The organism is Pseudobutyrivibrio sp. ACV-2 (assembly GCF_900107545.1).
GTDB lineage: Bacteria > Bacillota > Clostridia > Lachnospirales > Lachnospiraceae > Pseudobutyrivibrio.
The window spans coordinates 156,001-175,962 of sequence record NZ_FNQZ01000004.1 but is presented as its reverse complement, the minus strand read 5'-3'; the positions used below and the strand labels follow the sequence as shown (position 1 = coordinate 175,962).

Here is a 19,962-nt window from a genome sequence, read left to right as displayed (position 1 = left end):
TCCTCCTTAAAATCCTGCCCTAAGAATTGTTGCACGTACATTTTGAGCGCCACCAAATCCGCGTAAAAATACGTGCTTTGGAAGCTTCTTAACCTGGCGAAGACCTGCTTCACCTCTCATCTGAGTAACAGCCTCAAATACATCCGCAAGACCAGAAGCACCGAAAGCGTGACCATAGGATGTACGTCCGCCGTTTGTATTAATTGGCTTGTCGCCATCAAAAGCTGTACGTCCTTCAAGAACGTATTTCCAGCCCTCACCCTTTGGAAGGTATCCGATTTCTTCTGCTGCAAGGAATGCAGATGAACCAATAAAGTCATTTACCATTACAAGATCCATGTCATCAGCTGTAAGACCTGTTGCCTCAAATACCTGACGGGCTGCCTCCGCAGTGGCCTTTTTCTCAAGGTGTGGAACAATAGCATCAAGTACAGATGCACCTGTTGCAAGAACCTCGATAGGCTTATCTGTAAACTGATGAGCAATTTCTGTAGGAACTACGATACATGCTGCTGCACCATCGGCAACGCAGGAATCAGAGCTTGTTCTTAAGTACTGGGTCATTTTTGGATTGTGTGGGCTCTTCATGTACTCCCAAACATCATCATATCCAGCCTCTTTTGCCATATCGTCAAATGTAGTTCTACGGATTGCACGTGGGCAAAGAGCGCCTGCACGTCTCATGTGATATGACTGGTGATTTAACACATCGTCAATCTGATCTGGTGTAAGATTATTCTCATGAGCGTAGAGGTTAATCCAATCATCATGGTTCATACCTGGCCCCCCACCCAAGTAGCGACCGTAAGCTCTATCAAAAATAGAATCCAAATCAGGGAAGAGGACTTCTGTTGAAAGCTCTACACGCATGTGGTCTGGTGTATTGCCATCTGGCATACCAGTACCCATGTCGCAGGCACCGGTAAGAACGATGTCGTATGCACCTGAAGCAACTGCAAATACTGCTTCCTCAAGTGCGATATAACCTGTACAGCAACCTTCTGAATGAGAGATTGACCCCTTTCCTCTCATACCAAACCAGTCAGCTACCTGAAGGTTTGGAGTGATTGCATGAAACATAACATGTGGATTGGCCGAACCATGGAAGAAATACTGTACATCCCTTGGCTCTACGTGAGCATCTTTCATGGCATCTAAAGCTGCATGGCCAAAAAGCTCACCATTTGTAATGCCATGATAGGTATCATTTTTTATAGTGTTCATGAAAGGTGTAGCACCGATTCCGACGATGGAAACACTTCTCATGTTTTTTCCCAATTTTACATTGTGTACCATTATAATTTCCCCTTTAATAGTGTTGTAATTACTCTGCCTCATCCATTACAAAATCTGCAAGCTTTGAGATAGTTTCAAAGTTTCCAAAACGAGCAACTGGAATCATAACATCGTACTCATTTTCGATAGCTGCAGACATAGCCACACGTTGAACAGATGATGTACCAAGTTCATTTAAGTTTGTATCCTCTGTAAGTGTTGAAGCATCTACCTTGAAAGCAAGTGCTGCATACTGGATTAAGTTCTTTATAAGTTCCTCTCTTGACATAATAAATATCCTCCTTAGATTTCGTATCAACTATGTTTATTATATGTGGAGTGGATATTTGTATTCCAATACCGATAATGAATCTGTTATAATGTTTTTGTTATATCAAACTATGAGGTTTTAAAAATGACTATACAAGACATAACCTGCTTTCTAATTCTGGCAGAGACTCTTAACTATACAAAAACAGCAGAGGAGCTTTTCATCTCTCAGCCTGCTGTCACCAGACATATTAATTCATTGGAGGCAGAGCTTGGCTTCAAGCTTTTCGACCGCTCTGTAAAAAGAAAAATAACTCTCACCGATACAGGTAAGAGCTATTATGATGGTCTTATAAAATGTAAAAAAATCTATGAGGATACTCTGGCTTCAATTAATATAAAATCAGCCGAAAAGCCTCTCATTATCAACTTTATGCGAGGTATAAGAATACCAGATGTTATAGTTGAAGCGACTGCAAGCTACATGGAATCTCACCCTAATTTTCATCATTTCACCAATTTTATTGAGGCCACAGATTTCGTGAAAGCCCTTGAAAATGGCGAGGTTGTGGTGTGTCAGAAGGAGTTTGCAGAAAAAATAACAGGTTACTCTTCTCTTCAACTTACCGCAAATCCTACCCCTTACTATCTTGTGGCAAAAAACACTCATCCAGGCTTTGAAAATGGGCACATAAATTTACAAAAAATAAAGGACACTACCCTTTTTCTCCCAAAGAATTTGCCTAATACCTTAAAAGAGAAATATTTTTCTAATTTAAAAGCTACTATAGGTGACATGCCTGTGGAAATCATGTATTTAGACAGCATGGATTCTGTAGAGCTTTTCCTTCGTTCAGGCAGGTGCTTTACTATCGCCAATGCATTTAGCTCCCTATTAGACTCCAAAAGTCATGTCACCTATAAACTTAGTTTCACATCTGACTACATCGCTATCTGGGATAACACCAAATGCATAAATCCTTATGCTGAGGATTATTTACGGTATTTGAAGAAGTTGAAGTTGTAATAATATTTGATGAATAAACATTTAATATGAAAGAAACACTAGAGTCTTAATCTCCAATTTGCACATTTTGTATCTCTCTGAATTATCTGTGATTTTTGGCCTTCCAAGATGGATTCATGATATCATGGACTTACATTCGGGAGGTAGAGTATGGCTATTGCACCTATTAGTGGATTAAATACATATGCTCCAGTTGCAAGTGTTCAGCCCATGAACTATGCAGTTCAGAGCAATTCAGAGGTATCAGATGTTTATGTATCTGAAACTACAAAGAATTCTGCTGCTGTAAATGGTACTTCTCCTGTTAAGTATCCTAATGTGACAGTCTCTGAATCCACTGTATCTGAGGTATTAGATCCAATTGAAATTCAGCGCAGGAGACAGACTGTGGACAGTCGATTTAATGAGATTGCCATGAAATTTATGGAAGATAATCCATCATATACAGCCAGTGCACACGGTCAAATCTATCAAATGATAGGCAGTAAATTTGATGCCTTTGCATAGTGGAATGTCTTATGAAATTTAAAGCCCTTCGATGTTAATGTCGAAGGGCTTGTTTATTGCTATAGTTTGTATTTTAATTTGATGTTGCTATCAGCAGTCACTGTTGTGTATGCGCCAGAAATGACTGGAAATGCTGGAGCCAGGTGTCCCACATCCGCATCCATAACTATAGGGACATTGTATTTTCCTAGTATTCCTGTAGCAGCGCTATACTGATCCAGTCCCATCATCTCTTGCTTCCATGCTGCGGCAGGACGACCGATAATAAAGCCCTTGGCGCATTTGAACCAACCTGCTCTATCCAGATTCCATAAAGCTCTGCGAATAGACATAACACTCAAATCACATGCTTCAATGAACCATACCACACCTTGATCTTTATATCTGTCATTAAATTTATCAACCTCGTCATATTTTGTTCCAACAAGATTGGCCAGACAATCCAGACATCCACCTGTGAGAATTCCAGAAAACTCAGGCACACGATTTACTTCTGACTCTCCCATAAATAGTCGAAGCTGCTTTTTTTCTGTAAGGTTGTAGCTGACAAATGGATGTTCCTCATCCTTTAAGGACTCCACCTCAAACATATCGTAGCCACTAACCTCTGATTTTTTACCTGTAAAAATATCAATAGTATCTATAAGTGCTTCGTGCAAGGTTTCCTGCCCAAAAGCACCTATACTTGGCCCATAAATGGAGGCAGTATCACAGATAGTATTTAGTAGAAAAGTAAAATTGGTGTTATCAGAATAACCCATATACCATTTTGGTGTTGCAGCTTTGACCGCGTCAAAATCCACATAATCAAGGGTCTCGCACATAAGCTCACCACCACCACAGGCAATAAGCATATCGTTATTATCACTGCAATAGTATTCCGTCAGCTCCTTGCCACAATTTTCAGGTGTAGAACTGATGCCGATACCATCATTTCTTCGGCAGTTAGGACCTTCCACAAACCTGTAGCCCATCCCCTGAAATCTCTTTATAGCCGCATCCATACAAGACTTATAAGGCTCATCCGCACACCCAAAAGAAGGCGCCACCAACCCAATCGTACCACTATTCGTAATAAATTTAGGATACTTCATAATCGTGTTCTCCTCGTAACGTACTCGTGATTTACTTACAAACTCTAAATGAGCTGGGTATGTCGGAATTACATTTTTCTTTTTCGAGAGTATAGTGAAAACGATGAGAAAAAGGAAAATGTAGTTTCGGCATACCCAGCGGACTAAAGTATTATTCAGTGTTATAGTGTTATAGTGTTATAGTGTCATAGATATTGAGAGTAGAAGCTCCTCAACTTCTTCGTCAGTAGGAATCCCATCATAGCAAAGAGCATAATCGATAAGCTGTTCAAATGCACTTTTCCTGGTACTCTCCATAGGAAAAAGTTCTTTAATGGGATCTCTCCAACGTCCGAGCATCTCGTTTAATTCACCAAGCTTTGGTGTAAGTACCTCTTTTTCCCTATTGCGCAAATACTGAGTAAGGGCTGGGCTGTTGCCACCACTAGAAAATGCTCCTACCAGATTTTGCTCCTTTAGGTATGATGGGAAAATGAATGTACATAATTCCTTTTTATCAACAACATTTACAGGAATATTGCCTTCTTTGCACATCATATAAACCTGACTATTCAGCTCACTGTCATTGGTGGCTGAAACTACAAGCTTTCTGTCCTGCAAATCAAATGGTGCAAATTCTCTTTGCTCTAAAAGTAGATGGTCTGTCTCCTCTGAAAGCGCTGCAAGCTCCATACCGATTTCCTTAGCAATAACATGTACCCTTGCACCAAAATCCAAGAGTACATTTACCTTTCTAAGCGCTATCTCGCCACCACCTATAACCAGGCAGTTAGCATCTGTCAAATCCACAAACATTGGAAAATATGCCATACACCCCTCCTTAGATAGATAATCCCCTTTTTAAGAACATTGTATAATCTTTTATTACTTAACGCAAGTAAATAGGGGGCCCATAAACGGACCCCCTATATGTTCTTAATTCTTAAATGAATGGATTGGTGCTGGAATACGTCCCTGGCGGTTGATGAAGTCGGCGCAAGAGAACTTATTCACAGGCATGATAGGTGCATAACCGAATAATCCACCAAATTCAACAGTATCGCCAACACCTTTGCCGATAACTGGGATAAGGCGGGCAGCTGTTGTCTTTTGATTTACCATACCAAGTGCCATTTCATCTGCAATCATACCAGAAATGGTTGTTGCAGGAGTGTCGCCTGGGATTGCAATCATATCAAGACCTACTGAACAAACACAGGTCATTGCTTCAAGCTTTTCTAGTGTGATTGCGCCAGCCTCTACAGAGTTAATCATTCCCTGATCCTCTGATACAGGAATGAATGCACCTGAAAGACCACCTACGTATGAGCTTGCCATAACGCCACCCTTTTTAACCTGGTCGTTTAGCATAGCAAGGGCTGCTGTTGTACCTGGCGCACCTGCATATTCAAGACCAATTTCACATAAAATATCTGCAACAGAATCTCCGATAGCTGGAGTAGGTGCAAGTGAAAGGTCAATGATACCAAATGGAATATTAAGTCTCTTTGAAGCTTCCTGAGCTACAAGCTGTCCCACACGAGTTACCTTGAAGGCTGTCTTTTTGATGGTCTCGCAAAGCACCTCAAAGCTCTCTCCTCTAACCTGCTCAAGGGCTTTCTTTACTACACCAGGACCAGAAACACCAACGTTAATAATAGCATCAGCTTCTGTAACACCGTGGAAAGCACCAGCCATGAATGGGTTGTCATCTGGAGCATTGCAGAACACTACAAGCTTCATGCAATCTACAGAATCACGATCCTTTGAACGGTCTGCAACCTGAAGAAGAATGTCACCCATAAGGCGCACTGCATCCATATTAATACCAGTTTTTGTGGAAGCTAAATTAACAGAACTACAAACCCTCTGAGTCTCACAAAGAGCCTGTGGAATAGAACGTATAAGCATCTCATCTGCTGTAGTCATGCCTTTAGAAACAAGTGCTGAATAACCACCTATGAGATTTGCGCCGACAGCTTCTGCTGCCTTATCAAGAGTATGTGCAAGTGAAACGAAGTCAGCAGGGCACTTGCAGGCTGCACCACCAACAAGAGCTATTGGCGTAACTGAGATACGGCGATTGACAATAGGAATACCATAGTCACGCTCGATTTCCTTTGCTACCTTGTCCAAATCCTTTGCAACAGTAGTGATACGATTGTAAACCTTTTCATTAACAAGCTTTAAATCGGCATCAATACACTCTAAAAGGCTGATACCAATGGTGATAGTGCGGACGTCAAGTGTCTGCTCCTCTACCATTTTATTTGTTTCGATTACTTCTTTTATATTTACCATGAAGATTGTCTCCTATATTTGTTTAGCTCTATGCAATGGGGCGGCCCCCCTATTTATAGTCTATGCATCTTTTCGAAAATTTCTTCTTTTTGAGCCTTTACCTGAACTCCAATTTCCTCACCAAGAGTCTCTAAGTTCTTCTGGAGATCTCCAAAGGAGCATGTGCTCGCATTAATATCTACTATCATCATCATGTTGAAGTACCCCTGAACAATTGTCTGGGTGATGTCTAGAACATTTACTCCATTTTCTGCAAGATATGTGCAGATACGTGCGATGATGCCAACAGTGTCTTTGCCTACAACGGTAATAATAACTTTGTTTTCCATGTTATGCTCCTTTTTATTAAATTACAATCCTTTCGGAAACCTCGCTACGAAGGGCTACTGAAATGCTAAAATCTTTAGCGTCGTATGGGGTCGTTTTATCCATGGTGACCTCTAAACGCACAGTTTCGTAGGCCAAGTCCGGATAGTTATTTTCGTGACTGAGATGTCCCAAAAATACATGCTTTATATTATCGTGGAGAACTGAGCTTAGAAGCTTACCGCTGGTTTCGTTGGACAAATGTCCATAATTGCCAAGAATTCGCTGCTTTAATGGGTATGGATAAGAACCAACCTCAAGCATGTGAATATCGTGGTTTGCCTCTAAAAGCATGGCATCCAAGCCTGTTAAATTGTCCACAATATAGCCATCATAATAACCTAAGTCAGTACATACTGCAACCTTAGATTTAGTATTTTCTATACGATATGCAACGGGGTCTGCCGCGTCATGACTGATGCGAAAAGGATGAATCGTAAGACTACCTAAGACAAAATCCTCATCAGGCCTGATAACATGAAACAGTGTGTCATCAATAGCCCCGAGGCTTTTCATTGAACGAATTGCTCTGATTGTACCTGCTGTAGCATAAATAGGTGTATGGTATTTGCGGGCGATAACTCCAAGTCCCGCCACATGATCTGAATGCTCATGAGTGACTAAAAGGCCAGCCATATCGGCGGTGGTGTAATCGTATGTGTTCAACCCCGCCTCTATGCGCTTTCCTGAAATACCTGCGTCAATCATTACATGTGTGCTATCATCGCCAGCACAGATGCAGTTGCCGCTGCTACCGCTTGTGATACTAAAAAAATCCATTTTTGTTACTTCCTAAATAATTTATTGCTTTTGGGGTGTATGGGGGGTGAGGTGGCTTATGCCGGTAGTGGATTTCAGCCGGTAGTGGGACACCTCATCCGGCCTTCGGCCACCTTCCCCTCAAGGGGAAGGCTAACTTTCCTCGCCGGGTGGCAGATAATGCTAAAGCATTATCTCTTCCCTAAAGGGGAAGGCTTCATTAAAGGGTCCCCCCTATTTGCTTGTCCCAATAAACCTCGACTTCGTCGTCTGGGTGGAGAACATCTGAGTAGCCGCATTTTTGTCCGTTGATTTTGGTGACAAGTGGACGTCCATTGCTTTCGGCTGGGTCAAAATTAATAATGTTGTAAATATCTACAAAGATGTAATCCTTTTTGCCTGAGAGGATGCGCTTTTTACCGTTTATAGTGATTGGCATATCCATAATCTCAGGTTTCATTTTGGTATGAACATCACTGACTGTCTCTGGGGCAACCTCAATAGACTCATAGTCCTCTGGAAGCCCTTCCCCATCCTCTACCAAATAATCTCCGGCATATGCCACTGGTGTAGTAGTGGTCCAATCAATAACAAAATTCTCATATACAAGTGAGTCCTTTGTGGATGGACGATTGTTTACTAAAATCTCATATCTGTCATCTATGGTAACATCCATAAACTCTGCTAATTGTCCTACTGTGTAGAATGGGCGAGTCTCAATTACATCTCCATCTTTGACAGCATAGGTAGGTAGCTCCATGGAGCCATTAACCTCTACAAATTTTGGACATTTTACGCGATGGCCGCAGACTGTGAAATACAGATATTCAGTGGTGAATTCTGCCAAATCTGCTATCGTACCATTTCCACCTTCACCAACTGTAGATGGAATGAGTTCGATATCACAGTTGAACTCAAGTGGTGTGTTGATGCCAACATTTTTGCCGTTCATCTTTACGATGGCAGACTCTCCTTCAGTGCCTCGAATCATGCGGGCAACGCCGTTGACTGTGAAATTAATCTCACGTCCGCGACGAGGGAAGAGCTGCTCAGCAGCAAAGCCTGCCTGCATAGCTGCATCGACAATTGTAAGTTGTCCATTATCATAAAGCTTCATCATCTCACCATTGAAGTGAATCATGATGAAGTTGTTCTTTGTCTCATAATAATTCAAGCAGATACCGATAGGTGTAACAAGGAGAGAATCCTTTTTAACATCCTTCTGCTCGAAGGTGATGTTCTTCATGACTTCCTCACCACGGAGAGCAACACGCTCGCTGACAATTCCTAAATCCTTTGCAAGTGATTCTGTAAAGCCGTGTATTTTACCGCCACCACCTACAACAAAGGCTGCGGAGACTGCTTTATCACCATTGAGCTGTTTAATTTTTGTAGCTACCTCACTGGCAATTTTTTTCATAATAGGGTCGGTCAGCTTATACACATCCTCCGATTTGATTGTGTGGCTGATACCCATAATATCCTCGTAAGTAATTTCGCCACCTTCAGTGGATGAACGCTTGATATACTCTGCAGTAGCGAAATCTACCAGATATTCCTGAACCAAAACCTCTGTAAGCTCATCTCCCGCCATAGGAATCATACCATAGGCGATGATACTGCCATCTCTTGTGACACAGATATCGGATGTGCCTGCACCTACATCGATTAGAGCGATGTTAAGCATTCTGAAATTAAGAGGGATAGCAACATTGATGGCAGCAATAGGCTCCAAAGTAAGGTTTGCAACAGTAAGCCCGGCTTTTCCAACAGCAGCATAAAGACCATCTACAACATCCTCAGGAAGGAAGGTAACAATGATATCCTCACCGATGACTTCAGCCTTGTGATCCTCGATGGAGGTAAATACATCTCCATTTAAATAGTACTTCATGGTAGTATAGCCTACGCAGAAGAACTTGTATTTTTTATCCTCGTCTCCCTTGATTTCCTTGCCGGCCTGCTCGATGCCAAGCATGTCAAGAGTGTGCAAATCTTCACCTGTAACAATTGACTCCTCAGGATATTCCATCTCCACGTGAGTAGTAACAGTGCGAAGCACACGACCAGCGGCAGCTATACACACCTGAGTGAGAGTATACCCTGTAAGCTCTTCAAGCTCCTGCTTTACAGCGTTACATGTGGCTCCAACTCGACCTATATCGTGAATCTGTCCATCAAGCATAGCTCTTGTGTCGTGTTCTCTAAGAGCCTGTGCTATGACATGAAACTCATTCCCCTCTAAATAACCCACTGTACCAATGACATTACGCGTTCCAATATCCAAGCCGAAAACTATGTCCTTTTTTTCCATGAATATTTCCCCTTTTGTTGTAATTAATAATGTGCTATCGACTCACTATTCCCTCGCTTGACCTTCGTCCACCTTCTCCTGTGAAAGGTTAATCTTAAGCTGATTCAAAGTATCCGCCTTTGTGCCACTATTGTCGATTACCACATCACAATGCTCTCTAAAGCTTGCGTCAGAGCGCTGCACTTTAAAGGTATTTTCGATACGTTCTTTGGTGTATCCACGGGAGCTCATAAGCCTTTTAGTGCGGACTTCAGGGCTTGCATAGATATACCACATCTTATCAACAAGTTTACCATATCCACATTCTATGAGCAATGCAGCTTCAAAGAAAAAATACTCTATATTGTGGCTCTCTCTTTCGATTTCCACTTGATTTAGTACTTCTTTCTCCACTGCAGGATGAACTATGGAATTAACCTCTTTGAGAAGTTTCTCGTCGGCAAACATGTATTTTGCCATAAGAGGTCTATCGATTTCTCCTTTTTCATTTAGGATAGAAGAAGGCCATGGCAGTGCCACCACCTGGGCAAAGCACGTGTGTCCTGGTGTCATTAATTCTGCTGCCACCTCATCTGCAAGAAGTACTTTGCAATTAAAATTTTCTTTTAACAAAGAGAGCACCGTGCTCTTGCCAGCTCCGATGCCCCCTGTAATTCCTATAAATTCCATATTTTACTCGTCAAAAATATCACTGTTATCTGTTGTTGTGTTATCCCATGAATCAACGCTGCTTCTTGTTTCAGACTCACCTGTGTAGTCTGCGTCGTATGTTGCTGACTGGAACACTGGTCGCTCTACAGCCTGTTTAGGCATACGTGTTCTCTTGAGGTAATCATATGCGCCTGCCTGTGCAAGTGTAAGGTAAGGTGTCACATAGAAAATGTCAAGAATGCCAAGCGTAAGAGCTGCAAGAAGTGCCCATCCAATGAAGCTTAAATCAAGTACAAATAAATGCCATTTGTGACCTGCTGTCATTTCTTTTGACATGGCAAAGCATTCTTTGATAGATAAATCAGGTCTGTCGATAAGAAGATATGGCATCATAGCATACTGATATGACTTGATGATTCCTGGAATGATAAATAAAAGTGACCAGAGAAATGTATAAAGTGTAACTAAAAGCATACCACCAAGCACTCTGCCAAATCTGCCATCCTTAAAACCTACAAAAAGATGTCCTACATCTGGTGTTTCTCCACGGTAAACAGTGTATGCAAACCATGCAATACCTACCTCAAAAAAGATAAAAATAAGTATTCCCAAAATTGAAACAACTGACGAAACACCACTTGTTGCTGTTGCGGCCTCTGAATAATAGCCATTTAAAGCTGCTGTAACTGTGGAAACATATGTAGGAACATATGCAACAGTTGTAACAGCTGATGCCAGTATTGAGCCTAAGAATAATATTCCTACGACTGGCCAATAGTTGGCTGAAAGGGCTGCTCTAGCGTTAGCCTTAATTTGTTTTCTTGGAAAATCCATTTTTTTCATCCTCCTAAATGTTTATGCATTATACTCCCGGATATATGAGTAGCTGGTGGTGGGGGGAGGTTTAGGTTGTGTGGGGGCGGTAGTTCATACCCTCATCCGTCAGCTGGTGCTGACACCTTCCCCCTACTTGAGGGGGAAGGCTATTAGTGAGCCTCGTCCCAGGTTTTTCCAGCGTTCATATCTATTTCAAGATTAACAGATAGCTGTGCTGCGTTCTCCATTTCTTCGGCGATGAGTTTTTCTACCTGTGGGCGCTCTGACTCGTAGGTTTCAACTAGGAGCTCATCATGCACCTGAAGGAGAAGCTTTGACTTAAGTCCTTCTTTTAAAAGTCTGTCATGGACATTTACCATGGCGATTTTGATGATATCAGCGGCTGTACCCTGAATTGGTGAATTCATAGCTATTCTCTCACCAAACTGGCGTGTCATGAAGTTTGATGAGGCAAGCTCTGGCACTGGGCGACGTCGACCATACATGGTAGTGGCATAGCCTGTCTCCTTGGCTGAAGCTTTTAAGCCCTCAAGGAATTCATGCATCTTTGGATATGCTACAAAATAGCTATCGATATACTCTTGGGCTTCCTTTCTGCCAACTCCAATATCCTTGGCAAGTCCAAAAGCACTGATACCATAGACTATTCCAAAGTTTACAGCCTTGGCACTGCGTCGCTGTAAATCTGTAACCTCATCAAAAGGTGTGTTGAATACCAGCGATGCTGTGGAACGGTGAATATCCTGTCCTGCTTTGAAAGCATTTATAAGATTATCATCACCTGACATGTGAGCCAAAACTCTAAGCTCAATCTGAGAATAGTCCGCATCTAAAAATACGCAATCCTCCTTTGGATGGAATACCTTTCTGATTTCGCGGCCAAGCTCCATTCTGATAGGTATATTTTGAAGATTTGGCTCTGTGGAGCTGATTCTTCCTGTAGCTGTAACAGTCTGCATAAATGTAGAGCGGATTCTACCGTCTTCATCCAGGCAGCCTGCGAGCCCCTCAACATAGGTACTCTTAAGCTTTGCTAACTGTCTGTACTCTAATATATCACATATTATAGGATTTGTGGCAGAAAGTTCTTCCAACACGTCTGCTGCCGTAGAATATCCTGTCTTTGTCTTTTTGCCTCCCTGTATTCCAAGCTTTTCAAAAAGAATAACACCTAGCTGCTTTGGTGAATTGATGTTGAACTCTTCACCTGCTTGAGTGTAGATGCTCTGTTCTAATTCGCATATACGAACTGAAAGCTTTTCACCAAATTCTGCAAGCGCCCCTGCATCCATGGCAACGCCCTGTAGCTCCATATCAAAAAGAGTGTAAACTAAAGGCATTTCAATTTTTTCATAGATATCAAGCATGCCCTCTTTTTTGATTTCATCGATTACCTTTTCAAATGAAGCATAAGCAACGTAGGCATTGTAGCAAGCGTAGGTTGTAACAGCATCAGAAAAACTGTCATCTGACAAAGCAACACTAAGCTTTGTTTTTCCGAATAAATCAGCCTGGGCTGGAATTAATATTCCAAGCATTTCATTGGCCACATCATCGGCAGTGTATTCATTTTTAGTAGGATTTAAAAGATATGCCGCAACAGCCACATCAACTGCTGTAGGGAATATTTCTGTCTTACCGCCTTTTTCTAAAACTAGAGCCTTTTCTTCGGCGCTTAGGATGTCAAAAATCAAATGCATTGCATTCTTCAAATCCCAAAAGCAAAGCTTAACCCCTGCCTTACTGATTTCCATCAGCTTGTGAACCAGATACTCAGCTGTGATGAAGCCCTGGCAATCAACGTATATTGTAGACTCACCTGCAGAAAGAGCAGCACCTTTTATGACTCTATCCTCTCCTGCCATGATGTTTACCCCCACAAAAGAGTTGCCTGACTTTGCTATTTCAGCAAAGAAATCCTCCACATCTGTTAATTCGTATATACGTTTAAAAGTCTCTGAAGTAGTATCTTGTACCTTTGCAGTTTCTTTTGCTTCAAAACGTGGTAAAAGCTTTTTAAGCTCATACTGCTTGCAAAGTAAATATGCTTCTTCTGTAAACAGATTTGTAAGCTTTGTGCTTTCCTCATCAAGCTCTACTGGAGCGTTGAGATTGATAGTGGCAAGCTCCTTTGAAAGTACCGCTATATCCCACTGGGCAGCAAGATTTTTAGATGCCCTAGGTGGCTTGAGCTCATCAACATGAGCGTGGCATTCCTCAATGGAACCGTATTTTGCAATCAAGGCTGAAGCTGTCTTCTCTCCGATACCTTCTACACCTGGGATATTGTCACTTGCATCACCCATCAACGCTTTTACATCAATGAACTGCTTTGGTGTTACACCATAAAGAGCCTGAACATCCTCTGCAAAATACTGCTCGATTTCAGTACCAGTTTTTTTCGTCTTAGGGATGGAAATTTTAACCTTTTTAGTGGCTAGCTGAAGCAGATCTCTGTCACCGGAAACGATGGTAACATCAAGGCCCTTTTCTTCTCCAATTCTAGAAAGTGTGCCAAGGATATCATCAGCTTCCCAGCCCTCCATTGTGATAACAGGAACGCCCATTGCCTTAAGCATTTCCTGCATGCGTGGCACCTGTTCCTTAAGCTCTGGAAGCATAGGCTTTCTGGTGCCCTTGTAGGCTTCGTACATCTTGTGTCTGAATGTAGGAGCATGGACATCAAATGCCACTGCAAAATAGTCCGGCTGCTCGTCATCTATAAATTTCAGCATCATGTTTATGAAACCAAAAATTGCGCCGGTATGTTCCCCGGCGCTATTTGTTAAATCTGGTAAGCCATAAAAGGCTCTATTTAGGATGCTGTGACCATCCATTAATAATAGTTTGCTCATTAATCACCCTCATCTGTCAGCGGTGCTGGCAGTAATTAAATGTCTCTAGTTTCTTTAGCAAGCCATGCATTTTCTTCATCTGAAAGGTATGGCTTAAGGGTCTCACGAACCATTGCATGGTATTCGTTTAATGTCTTCTTTTCTGCCTCAGTCATCATCTCTGGGATAACAGGATCAAGGTCGATTGGGCACACTGTAAGTGACTCAAAATGACGGAAATCACCATACTCTGTAGTCTTGCCTGCAACGCAAAGAAGCTCATTTTCAATACGGATTCCAAAGCCATCCTCGATATAAAGTCCTGGCTCGTCTGTAGTAATCATACCAGGCATGATTTCTGCCGAGTTTTGTCCCTTAAGAACTCTCCAATGGAAACGGTTTGGACCTTCGTGAACATTGAGAATGTGACCAACACCGTGACCTGTACCACAGCGATAATCAAGTCCCATATCCCATACGGGACCACGAGAGAGAATGTCAAGGTTGGCACCGGTAACTCCCTTAGGGAAATTGGCTGCCATAAGTCTCAAGTGGCAACGAAGAACTACTGTGTAGTACTCCTTCATCTGCTGTGTAAGCTCGCCAAGTGCGATAGTACGAGTGATATCTGTAGTACCCTCAAGGAAGTGAGCACCAGAATCTACAAGTAAAAATCCCTCTGGCTTAAGTGTAGCCTCTGAACCTGGCTTTGCACTGTAATGCATCATTGCAGCATTTGGACCGTAAGCTGAGATAGTACCAAATGAAAGGTCAACGAAGTTCTCCTGCTCTCTACGGCGAGCCTCATAATAATCAGAAACAGTGATTTCTGTCATTGGCTCTTTGCCTACATTTTCCTTAACCCATTTGATAGCCTTTGTGCAAGCCACGCCATCCTTGATGTGGGCAAGCTTTGTATTCTTAATCTCTGTCTCATTTTTCACAGCACGCATGAGCTCTGATGGATTCTTGCCATCGATGATTTTAGCCGAACCCTCTAATGCTTTAAACATGTTGTAATTGATGATTGACTGATCAAGAAGTACGCTTCTGCCTGCCATATCTGCGCTCTGAAGATAATGATAAATCATGTCATATGGGTAAAGCTTTACGCTGTTTTCGTTGAGATAGCTCATAACCTCTTCTGGCCAGTTTGTTGTGTCTGTAAAGAGGATTACGCTGTCATCTGTAATAAGTAAAAATGAAAGGAAAACAGGAACACAATCAATATCATTTCCACGGATATTTAAGATATAAGCGATATCATAAAGGCTTGAAACAAGATGTGCGTCAGCCTTTTTCTTCTTCATCTTTTCGCGGATGCGATAGATTTTAGCCTGCATGCTCTCACCTGAGAATTCATCTTCAAGTACCCATGTAGCAGCCTTTGGAAGAGCTGGTCTATCCTTCCAGATGAGATCAACTAAGTCTTCTGTAGTAGCAAGCTGGCCATCATTTTCTCTTGCAATATCGAAATATTTAGCCGCATTTTTTGCTGAAACGCAACGACCATCAAAACCAAGGCAACCACCCTTTTTAAAATTCTTTTCGATGAATTCCTCTACCTCTGGAACGCCTGGCTCTCCAATGCGCTCTAGGATAACCTCTGAGCCTGCAATCTGCTTGGCAGCCTGTACGAAATAACGTCCATCTGCCCAAAGATGAGCCTCGTCCAGTGTGATTACGGCTGTTCCGGCAGAGCCTGTGAAGCCTGTCATAAAGCTGCGGGACTTAAAGTGCTCACCCACATATTCTGATGAGTGAAAATCGTCTGTAGGAATGAGGTACATATCCATACCTCTGTCTTTCATTAAATTACGCAATTCCGCGATTTTCTCATTTGTTGTCATTACTAAAAACTCCTATCTATTACTATTCTTACTTTTATTTTTTGACTTGGAATTCGATGTTGATTCCTTATCTTTTTTACTTGTTTTAGATTTTGAAGCCTTTGCCTCATCCTCTTTTTCTGACTCTTCGAGGATTTCTTCCTCTATATCTTGTGTTTCCTCTATTGAAATTTCATCCTCACTGTCAGTGTCATTTTGTCTATCTGTTTTGATAGATTCCTTTTCTACAGAAACACCTTCCTGAACGGATGTGTTTTTATAATTTGCAACTGCTTCCAAAAAGCGCATTCCTTCATCTGATACATCATCAATTGAAAAATCTGCTGTCTTAGAGCAATCTGCATCTATCAGGGCTGAGCCTTCATCCTTATTTGAAAGATTCCATATGCATGATGAAAGACCATACTCTCTAATAAGGCCAAGCCATTCATCTGCCTCGTCTATATCTACATCACCATTTCCATCGTCATTAACAAGACCGTATTCTGAAATAAATACTGGAAGCTCCTGCTCTAATGCATCCATCAACTCTGATCGCTCTGCTGAGTGATGTGTGCCTGCATAGAAATGATATGTATACATAATATTGTCAAAGTTAAGTGGTCTGTTTAGCGGAGATTCCAAATCACTTGACCACTCAGGTGTACCTACTAAAATCACTGCATCCTCATCAACATTTCTGATGACAGGGATGACCTCATTTGCGTATTTGCGAATGTCTGCCCAGGTAGTATCTCCATTTGGCTCATTGCAAATCTCATAGATTACATTGTCGTTTGATTCGTATTTACGAACCATCTCTCCAAAGAACTGAATTGCTTCGGACTTGTATTCATTTGGGTCATTGTCATTTAAAATATGCCAGTCAATGATAACATACATATCATTTTCAGTGGCTGCGGCAACTGCCTCATCAATTATGCCCTTAAGCTTGTCCTGATTGTCCTGACCGCCCACACAGTAGCCGTTGTAATCGCTTGTGTACATGGCAAGACGGATAACATTTATGCCCCAGGTATCTCTGAGAGATTTGATTGTATCTTTAGACGCAAACTCTGGGAACCAGTTAATGCCATGTGTGCTGACACCCATAAGCAAAGCCGGATTTCCTTTTTCGTCTACAAGCTGTGAACCATCTACTGAAAGTTTTCCGTAGTATTTAAGCTTTACACTATTTGTAAGAGAAACCGCCTCTGTAGCTTCATCAGATGTTTCTTCTTCGGTGGTTTCAAGCTGGACTGCCTCTTCATCTTCAACCTTGGCCTCTACGCTTTTTTTTGCCTCATCAAGTTTCTTTTCTTTTTCCGTAATTACAAGCTTTGGCTCTGAAGCCGGAGGTTCCTCTGTAGCCTGCTCTGCAACTGACTCACTTTGAGCCAACTGCCATGGGAAAGTGACCCCACCCTTAAAATAGCTGATTGCAAAAACTCCGCCTACAATAGCTGCTGCAAGAATAAAAATTAAAAATACGGTAAGCGCCCTCTGTTTTTTACTAACCATAACCATCCTCCGTTTTATAAATGTATATGTAACATCAAGAAAAAGACTTTGAAAAATTGCCCTAAGTAACGGACTGTCAAGGCTTATTATACCACACTTAAACAAATATAAAACCTTCAGACAATTCAGATAAATCTAGGGCTTTTTTAGGATATTTAGTCAAAGTATTGCCTCAAACCACAATATCTGGTATTTTATATATAGAGAATTAATTTATGGGAGATGTGTTATGAAGAGAAAACCAACATTATCCAAAAACATCGGTAAGGATGTTGTTTTGTGTGAAATTACAAATCGCTTCGTATCTAATCGTACAACAGAATTGTTACTTGAACAATCTGTTCCATTTTCTAAAAAATGGCACCGTGTGCCTTTCTTACAAAGAAGCAGCTACAACGGCGCCAATATGGTCTGTGTTTTTTCCATAAATCGAAATCAATATCGTCACGCAAAGCGTGTGCTTTCCCTTCTAGAGGACTATGATTACAACAGAATTTATCTTAATGTAATCTAACGATCAAACCTATCCTGAATCAGGTGGACTATACCTAAAATAATACCTCTAATTAAGGCAAACACTAAAAACATCAGCATAAATCCCCAGATTCCAAATACTATATCTGCAAAATCCATGGTTCCGCTGTGGCTAAAGCCCTGCCCGATTTCTATTGCAAATGTAAGCAACAGAATAAGGGTGAATACATATATCCAGGTAATTGTCAGAACATGGTTTGTCTTAGCCAGAATTGTAAAGATTGGATGCACAATTAACACTAGAAGCATCCCGATTGCACCAATTATAATAAAGTGCAAATCTTTGTCTGTAAAATTTGTTTCATAAGCATCATTCAAAGATAAAAAATACTCATGAGCTCCTGAAATTATGTCTAAAATGCCATATAAAAATTGTTTCATAAAATATCTCCTCTGTGTTAAAATTATCCCTAGTAGAACAAATAAGCAAGCCTTATTTCGTTAAGAATTCTTTATAGGGAGGATAACTAAATGGGTAATGTATTAGTGGCTCAATCAGGCGGGCCAACCGTGGCCATCAACGCCAGTCTTGCAGGTGTAATCGAGGGTACACTCGGTTCATCCTATGATAAGATTTATGGTTCTATCAATGGCATCCTTGGAATCAAGAATGACAATGTCATTGACCTGACTTCTATTGTAGCAAATGATCCACGTTTTCTAAAGCGTCTAAAAACCACTCCTGCCATGTATCTTGGCTCATGTCGCTTCAAACTTCCTAGCGTAGACTCGAACGATCCTATTTTTCATCACTTATTTGACCAGTTTAAAAAATATGACATTGAAGCTTTCTTCTATATCGGTGGAAATGACTCAATGGACACAGTTGACAAGCTTTCCGCTTATGCTGAAAAGAATGGTTCCAACATCAAATTTGTTGGTGTTCCAAAAACCGTTGATAATGATTTATGTGTAACAGATCACACTCCTGGCTTTGGCTCTGCAGCTAAATATATTGCAACCTCAACCATGGAAGTCATTTTCGACGCACAGATATATGACAATCCATCAGTTACTATTATCGAAGTAATGGGTAGAGATGCAGGATGGCTCACAGCCGCCACAGCCCTTGCAAAAAATGAATGTTGTGATGGGCCTGACCTCATATATTTACCAGAGGTTGCCTTCGATAAAGATAAATTTATTTCAGATTTAGAGACTCTTCTCAAAGAGAAAACAAACATCGTAGTTGCTGTATCTGAGGGTATCAGAGATGCTAATGGCGACTACATTTCTGCTTCAACAGGTACTCTTGATAATTTCGGCCATGCCCAGCTTTCCGGAGCCGGCAAGACTTTAGAATATCTTGTCAAAGATAAACTTGGAGTAAAGGTACGCTCCATTGAGGTAAATGTTCTTCAAAGAGCAGCTGCACATATGTCTTCCCTCACAGACATAAATGAATCAGAAGCTATCGGCAAAAAGGCAGTAGATTTTGCTGAAGAAGGCGTTACTGGCGCCATGGTTACTATGGAACGCATCAGTAATGCTCCTTACGAAATCAAGCTTGATTACGCCAAAATCCACGACATCGCAAACGAAGCAAAAGAGGTTCCACAAAGCTGGATTAATTCCGAGCACAACGGAGTCACAAGCGATATGGTAATGTACTTAAAGCCACTTGTTATCGGACTCCCAGATGTAGAATACAAGGATGGTCTTCCTGTATACGTTTCAAGAGACAATTAAAACTATTATCAAATCTAATACCACTAAAAAATCCCAAGCACTTTTTCGTGCTTGGGATTTTTGTATTATTCTTGATTTGTATTAGCTTCGAAATCTACTGTAGTTACATATTCAAAGTTATTTGCCTCTGTCTAAGCAGAGTTATTTAATTGACTTAATAATAATAACATAGTAT

General features: G+C 41.3%; 18 protein-coding genes. 4 read left to right on the top strand and 14 right to left on the bottom strand.

Annotation, left to right across the window (positions count from 1 at the left end; genetic code table 11):
- Positions 1-6: 6 nt before the first annotated feature.
- Positions 7-1,296, bottom strand: a complete 1,290-nt coding sequence (locus tag BLV53_RS06510) for a thiolase family protein (protein WP_090298824.1) — start codon at positions 1,294-1,296, stop codon at positions 7-9.
- Positions 1,297-1,324: 28 nt separating this feature from the next.
- Positions 1,325-1,564 (bottom strand): acyl carrier protein, encoded by a 240-nt coding sequence (locus tag BLV53_RS06505; protein ID WP_090298823.1) that lies wholly within the window; start codon positions 1,562-1,564, stop codon positions 1,325-1,327.
- A gap of 126 nt (positions 1,565-1,690) precedes the next feature.
- On the opposite strand from BLV53_RS06505, the gene BLV53_RS06500 reads away from it, so the two are divergent.
- Positions 1,691-2,572, top strand: coding sequence for a LysR family transcriptional regulator (locus tag BLV53_RS06500; protein WP_090298822.1), 882 nt, complete (start codon positions 1,691-1,693; stop codon positions 2,570-2,572).
- Positions 2,573-2,722: 150 nt separating this feature from the next.
- The gene (locus tag BLV53_RS06495; protein WP_090298821.1) at positions 2,723-3,079 is read left to right on the top strand and encodes a hypothetical protein; all 357 of its coding nucleotides are present in this window, start codon (positions 2,723-2,725) and stop codon (positions 3,077-3,079) included.
- Positions 3,080-3,138: 59 nt separating this feature from the next.
- Here the strand turns inward: BLV53_RS06495 and BLV53_RS06490 are convergent, their stop codons facing one another.
- From BLV53_RS06490 to BLV53_RS06440, 11 genes are all read right to left on the bottom strand, one after another.
- Complete coding sequence (locus tag BLV53_RS06490) at positions 3,139-4,173, bottom strand: S66 family peptidase (protein ID WP_090298820.1); 1,035 nt, start codon at positions 4,171-4,173, stop codon at positions 3,139-3,141.
- A gap of 177 nt (positions 4,174-4,350) precedes the next feature.
- Positions 4,351-4,983: a precorrin-2 dehydrogenase/sirohydrochlorin ferrochelatase family protein gene (locus BLV53_RS06485; protein ID WP_090298819.1), complete on the bottom strand. Its 633-nt coding sequence runs from the start codon at positions 4,981-4,983 to the stop codon at positions 4,351-4,353.
- Between the two features lie 105 nt (positions 4,984-5,088).
- Positions 5,089-6,453, bottom strand: coding sequence for a PFL family protein (locus BLV53_RS06480; RefSeq protein ID WP_090298818.1), 1,365 nt, complete (start codon positions 6,451-6,453; stop codon positions 5,089-5,091).
- 53 nt (positions 6,454-6,506) lie between these two features.
- A complete protein-coding gene (locus tag BLV53_RS06475) occupies positions 6,507-6,782 on the bottom strand; it encodes an ACT domain-containing protein (protein WP_090298817.1) in 276 nt (91 codons plus the stop codon).
- A gap of 16 nt (positions 6,783-6,798) precedes the next feature.
- Positions 6,799-7,599: an MBL fold metallo-hydrolase gene (locus BLV53_RS06470; RefSeq protein ID WP_090298816.1), complete on the bottom strand. Its 801-nt coding sequence runs from the start codon at positions 7,597-7,599 to the stop codon at positions 6,799-6,801.
- 199 nt (positions 7,600-7,798) lie between these two features.
- Complete coding sequence (locus BLV53_RS06465; RefSeq protein ID WP_090298814.1) at positions 7,799-9,892, bottom strand: cell division FtsA domain-containing protein; 2,094 nt, start codon at positions 9,890-9,892, stop codon at positions 7,799-7,801.
- A gap of 45 nt (positions 9,893-9,937) precedes the next feature.
- Entirely contained in the window at positions 9,938-10,561 is a 624-nt protein-coding gene (coaE, locus tag BLV53_RS06460; RefSeq protein ID WP_090298812.1) for a dephospho-CoA kinase, read from the bottom strand.
- A 3-nt stretch (positions 10,562-10,564) separates the two neighbouring features.
- The gene (locus BLV53_RS06455) at positions 10,565-11,377 is read right to left on the bottom strand and encodes a DUF975 family protein (protein ID WP_170830770.1); all 813 of its coding nucleotides are present in this window, start codon (positions 11,375-11,377) and stop codon (positions 10,565-10,567) included.
- Between the two features lie 152 nt (positions 11,378-11,529).
- Entirely contained in the window at positions 11,530-14,235 is a 2,706-nt protein-coding gene (polA, locus tag BLV53_RS06450) for a DNA polymerase I (RefSeq protein ID WP_090298808.1), read from the bottom strand.
- 35 nt (positions 14,236-14,270) lie between these two features.
- Positions 14,271-16,064, bottom strand: coding sequence for an aminopeptidase P family protein (locus BLV53_RS06445; RefSeq protein WP_090298806.1), 1,794 nt, complete (start codon positions 16,062-16,064; stop codon positions 14,271-14,273).
- A 12-nt stretch (positions 16,065-16,076) separates the two neighbouring features.
- Positions 16,077-17,564 carry a glycoside hydrolase family 5 protein gene (locus BLV53_RS06440; RefSeq protein WP_170830769.1) on the bottom strand — a complete coding sequence of 496 codons (1,488 nt, stop codon included), beginning with the start codon at positions 17,562-17,564 and terminating at the stop codon, positions 16,077-16,079.
- A 229-nt stretch (positions 17,565-17,793) separates the two neighbouring features.
- On the opposite strand from BLV53_RS06440, the gene BLV53_RS06435 reads away from it, so the two are divergent.
- Positions 17,794-18,078, top strand: a complete 285-nt coding sequence (locus BLV53_RS06435; protein WP_090298801.1) for a hypothetical protein — start codon at positions 17,794-17,796, stop codon at positions 18,076-18,078.
- Here BLV53_RS06435 and BLV53_RS06430 read toward each other — a convergent pair.
- A complete protein-coding gene (locus tag BLV53_RS06430) occupies positions 18,075-18,479 on the bottom strand; it encodes a hypothetical protein (protein WP_090298797.1) in 405 nt (134 codons plus the stop codon). The genes BLV53_RS06435 and BLV53_RS06430 overlap by 4 nt on opposite strands.
- 90 nt (positions 18,480-18,569) lie before the next feature.
- Here BLV53_RS06430 and BLV53_RS06425 point away from each other — a divergent pair, with 90 nt between their 5' ends.
- Entirely contained in the window at positions 18,570-19,787 is a 1,218-nt protein-coding gene (locus tag BLV53_RS06425) for a 6-phosphofructokinase (protein ID WP_090298794.1), read from the top strand.
- Positions 19,788-19,962 lie beyond the last annotated feature (175 nt).

Coding starts and splice junctions, on each gene's coding strand:
- BLV53_RS06465 (WP_090298814.1), bottom strand. CDS start 9,892: ATGGAAAAAAAGGACATAGTTTTCGGCTTGGATATTGGAACGCGTAAT.
- BLV53_RS06445 (WP_090298806.1), bottom strand. CDS start 16,064: ATGACAACAAATGAGAAAATCGCGGAATTGCGTAATTTAATGAAAGAC.
- BLV53_RS06500 (WP_090298822.1), top strand. CDS start 1,691: ATGACTATACAAGACATAACCTGCTTTCTAATTCTGGCAGAGACTCTT.
- BLV53_RS06430 (WP_090298797.1), bottom strand. CDS start 18,479: ATGAAACAATTTTTATATGGCATTTTAGACATAATTTCAGGAGCTCAT.
- BLV53_RS06505 (WP_090298823.1), bottom strand. CDS start 1,564: ATGTCAAGAGAGGAACTTATAAAGAACTTAATCCAGTATGCAGCACTT.
- BLV53_RS06510 (WP_090298824.1), bottom strand. CDS start 1,296: ATGGTACACAATGTAAAATTGGGAAAAAACATGAGAAGTGTTTCCATC.
- BLV53_RS06470 (WP_090298816.1), bottom strand. CDS start 7,599: ATGGATTTTTTTAGTATCACAAGCGGTAGCAGCGGCAACTGCATCTGT.
- BLV53_RS06440 (WP_170830769.1), bottom strand. CDS start 17,564: ATGGTTAGTAAAAAACAGAGGGCGCTTACCGTATTTTTAATTTTTATT.
- BLV53_RS06495 (WP_090298821.1), top strand. CDS start 2,723: ATGGCTATTGCACCTATTAGTGGATTAAATACATATGCTCCAGTTGCA.
- BLV53_RS06425 (WP_090298794.1), top strand. CDS start 18,570: ATGGGTAATGTATTAGTGGCTCAATCAGGCGGGCCAACCGTGGCCATC.
- BLV53_RS06485 (WP_090298819.1), bottom strand. CDS start 4,983: ATGGCATATTTTCCAATGTTTGTGGATTTGACAGATGCTAACTGCCTG.
- BLV53_RS06480 (WP_090298818.1), bottom strand. CDS start 6,453: ATGGTAAATATAAAAGAAGTAATCGAAACAAATAAAATGGTAGAGGAG.
- BLV53_RS06475 (WP_090298817.1), bottom strand. CDS start 6,782: ATGGAAAACAAAGTTATTATTACCGTTGTAGGCAAAGACACTGTTGGC.
- BLV53_RS06455 (WP_170830770.1), bottom strand. CDS start 11,377: ATGGATTTTCCAAGAAAACAAATTAAGGCTAACGCTAGAGCAGCCCTT.
- BLV53_RS06435 (WP_090298801.1), top strand. CDS start 17,794: ATGAAGAGAAAACCAACATTATCCAAAAACATCGGTAAGGATGTTGTT.
- coaE (WP_090298812.1), bottom strand. CDS start 10,561: ATGGAATTTATAGGAATTACAGGGGGCATCGGAGCTGGCAAGAGCACG.
- polA (WP_090298808.1), bottom strand. CDS start 14,235: ATGAGCAAACTATTATTAATGGATGGTCACAGCATCCTAAATAGAGCC.
- BLV53_RS06490 (WP_090298820.1), bottom strand. CDS start 4,173: ATGAAGTATCCTAAATTTATTACGAATAGTGGTACGATTGGGTTGGTG.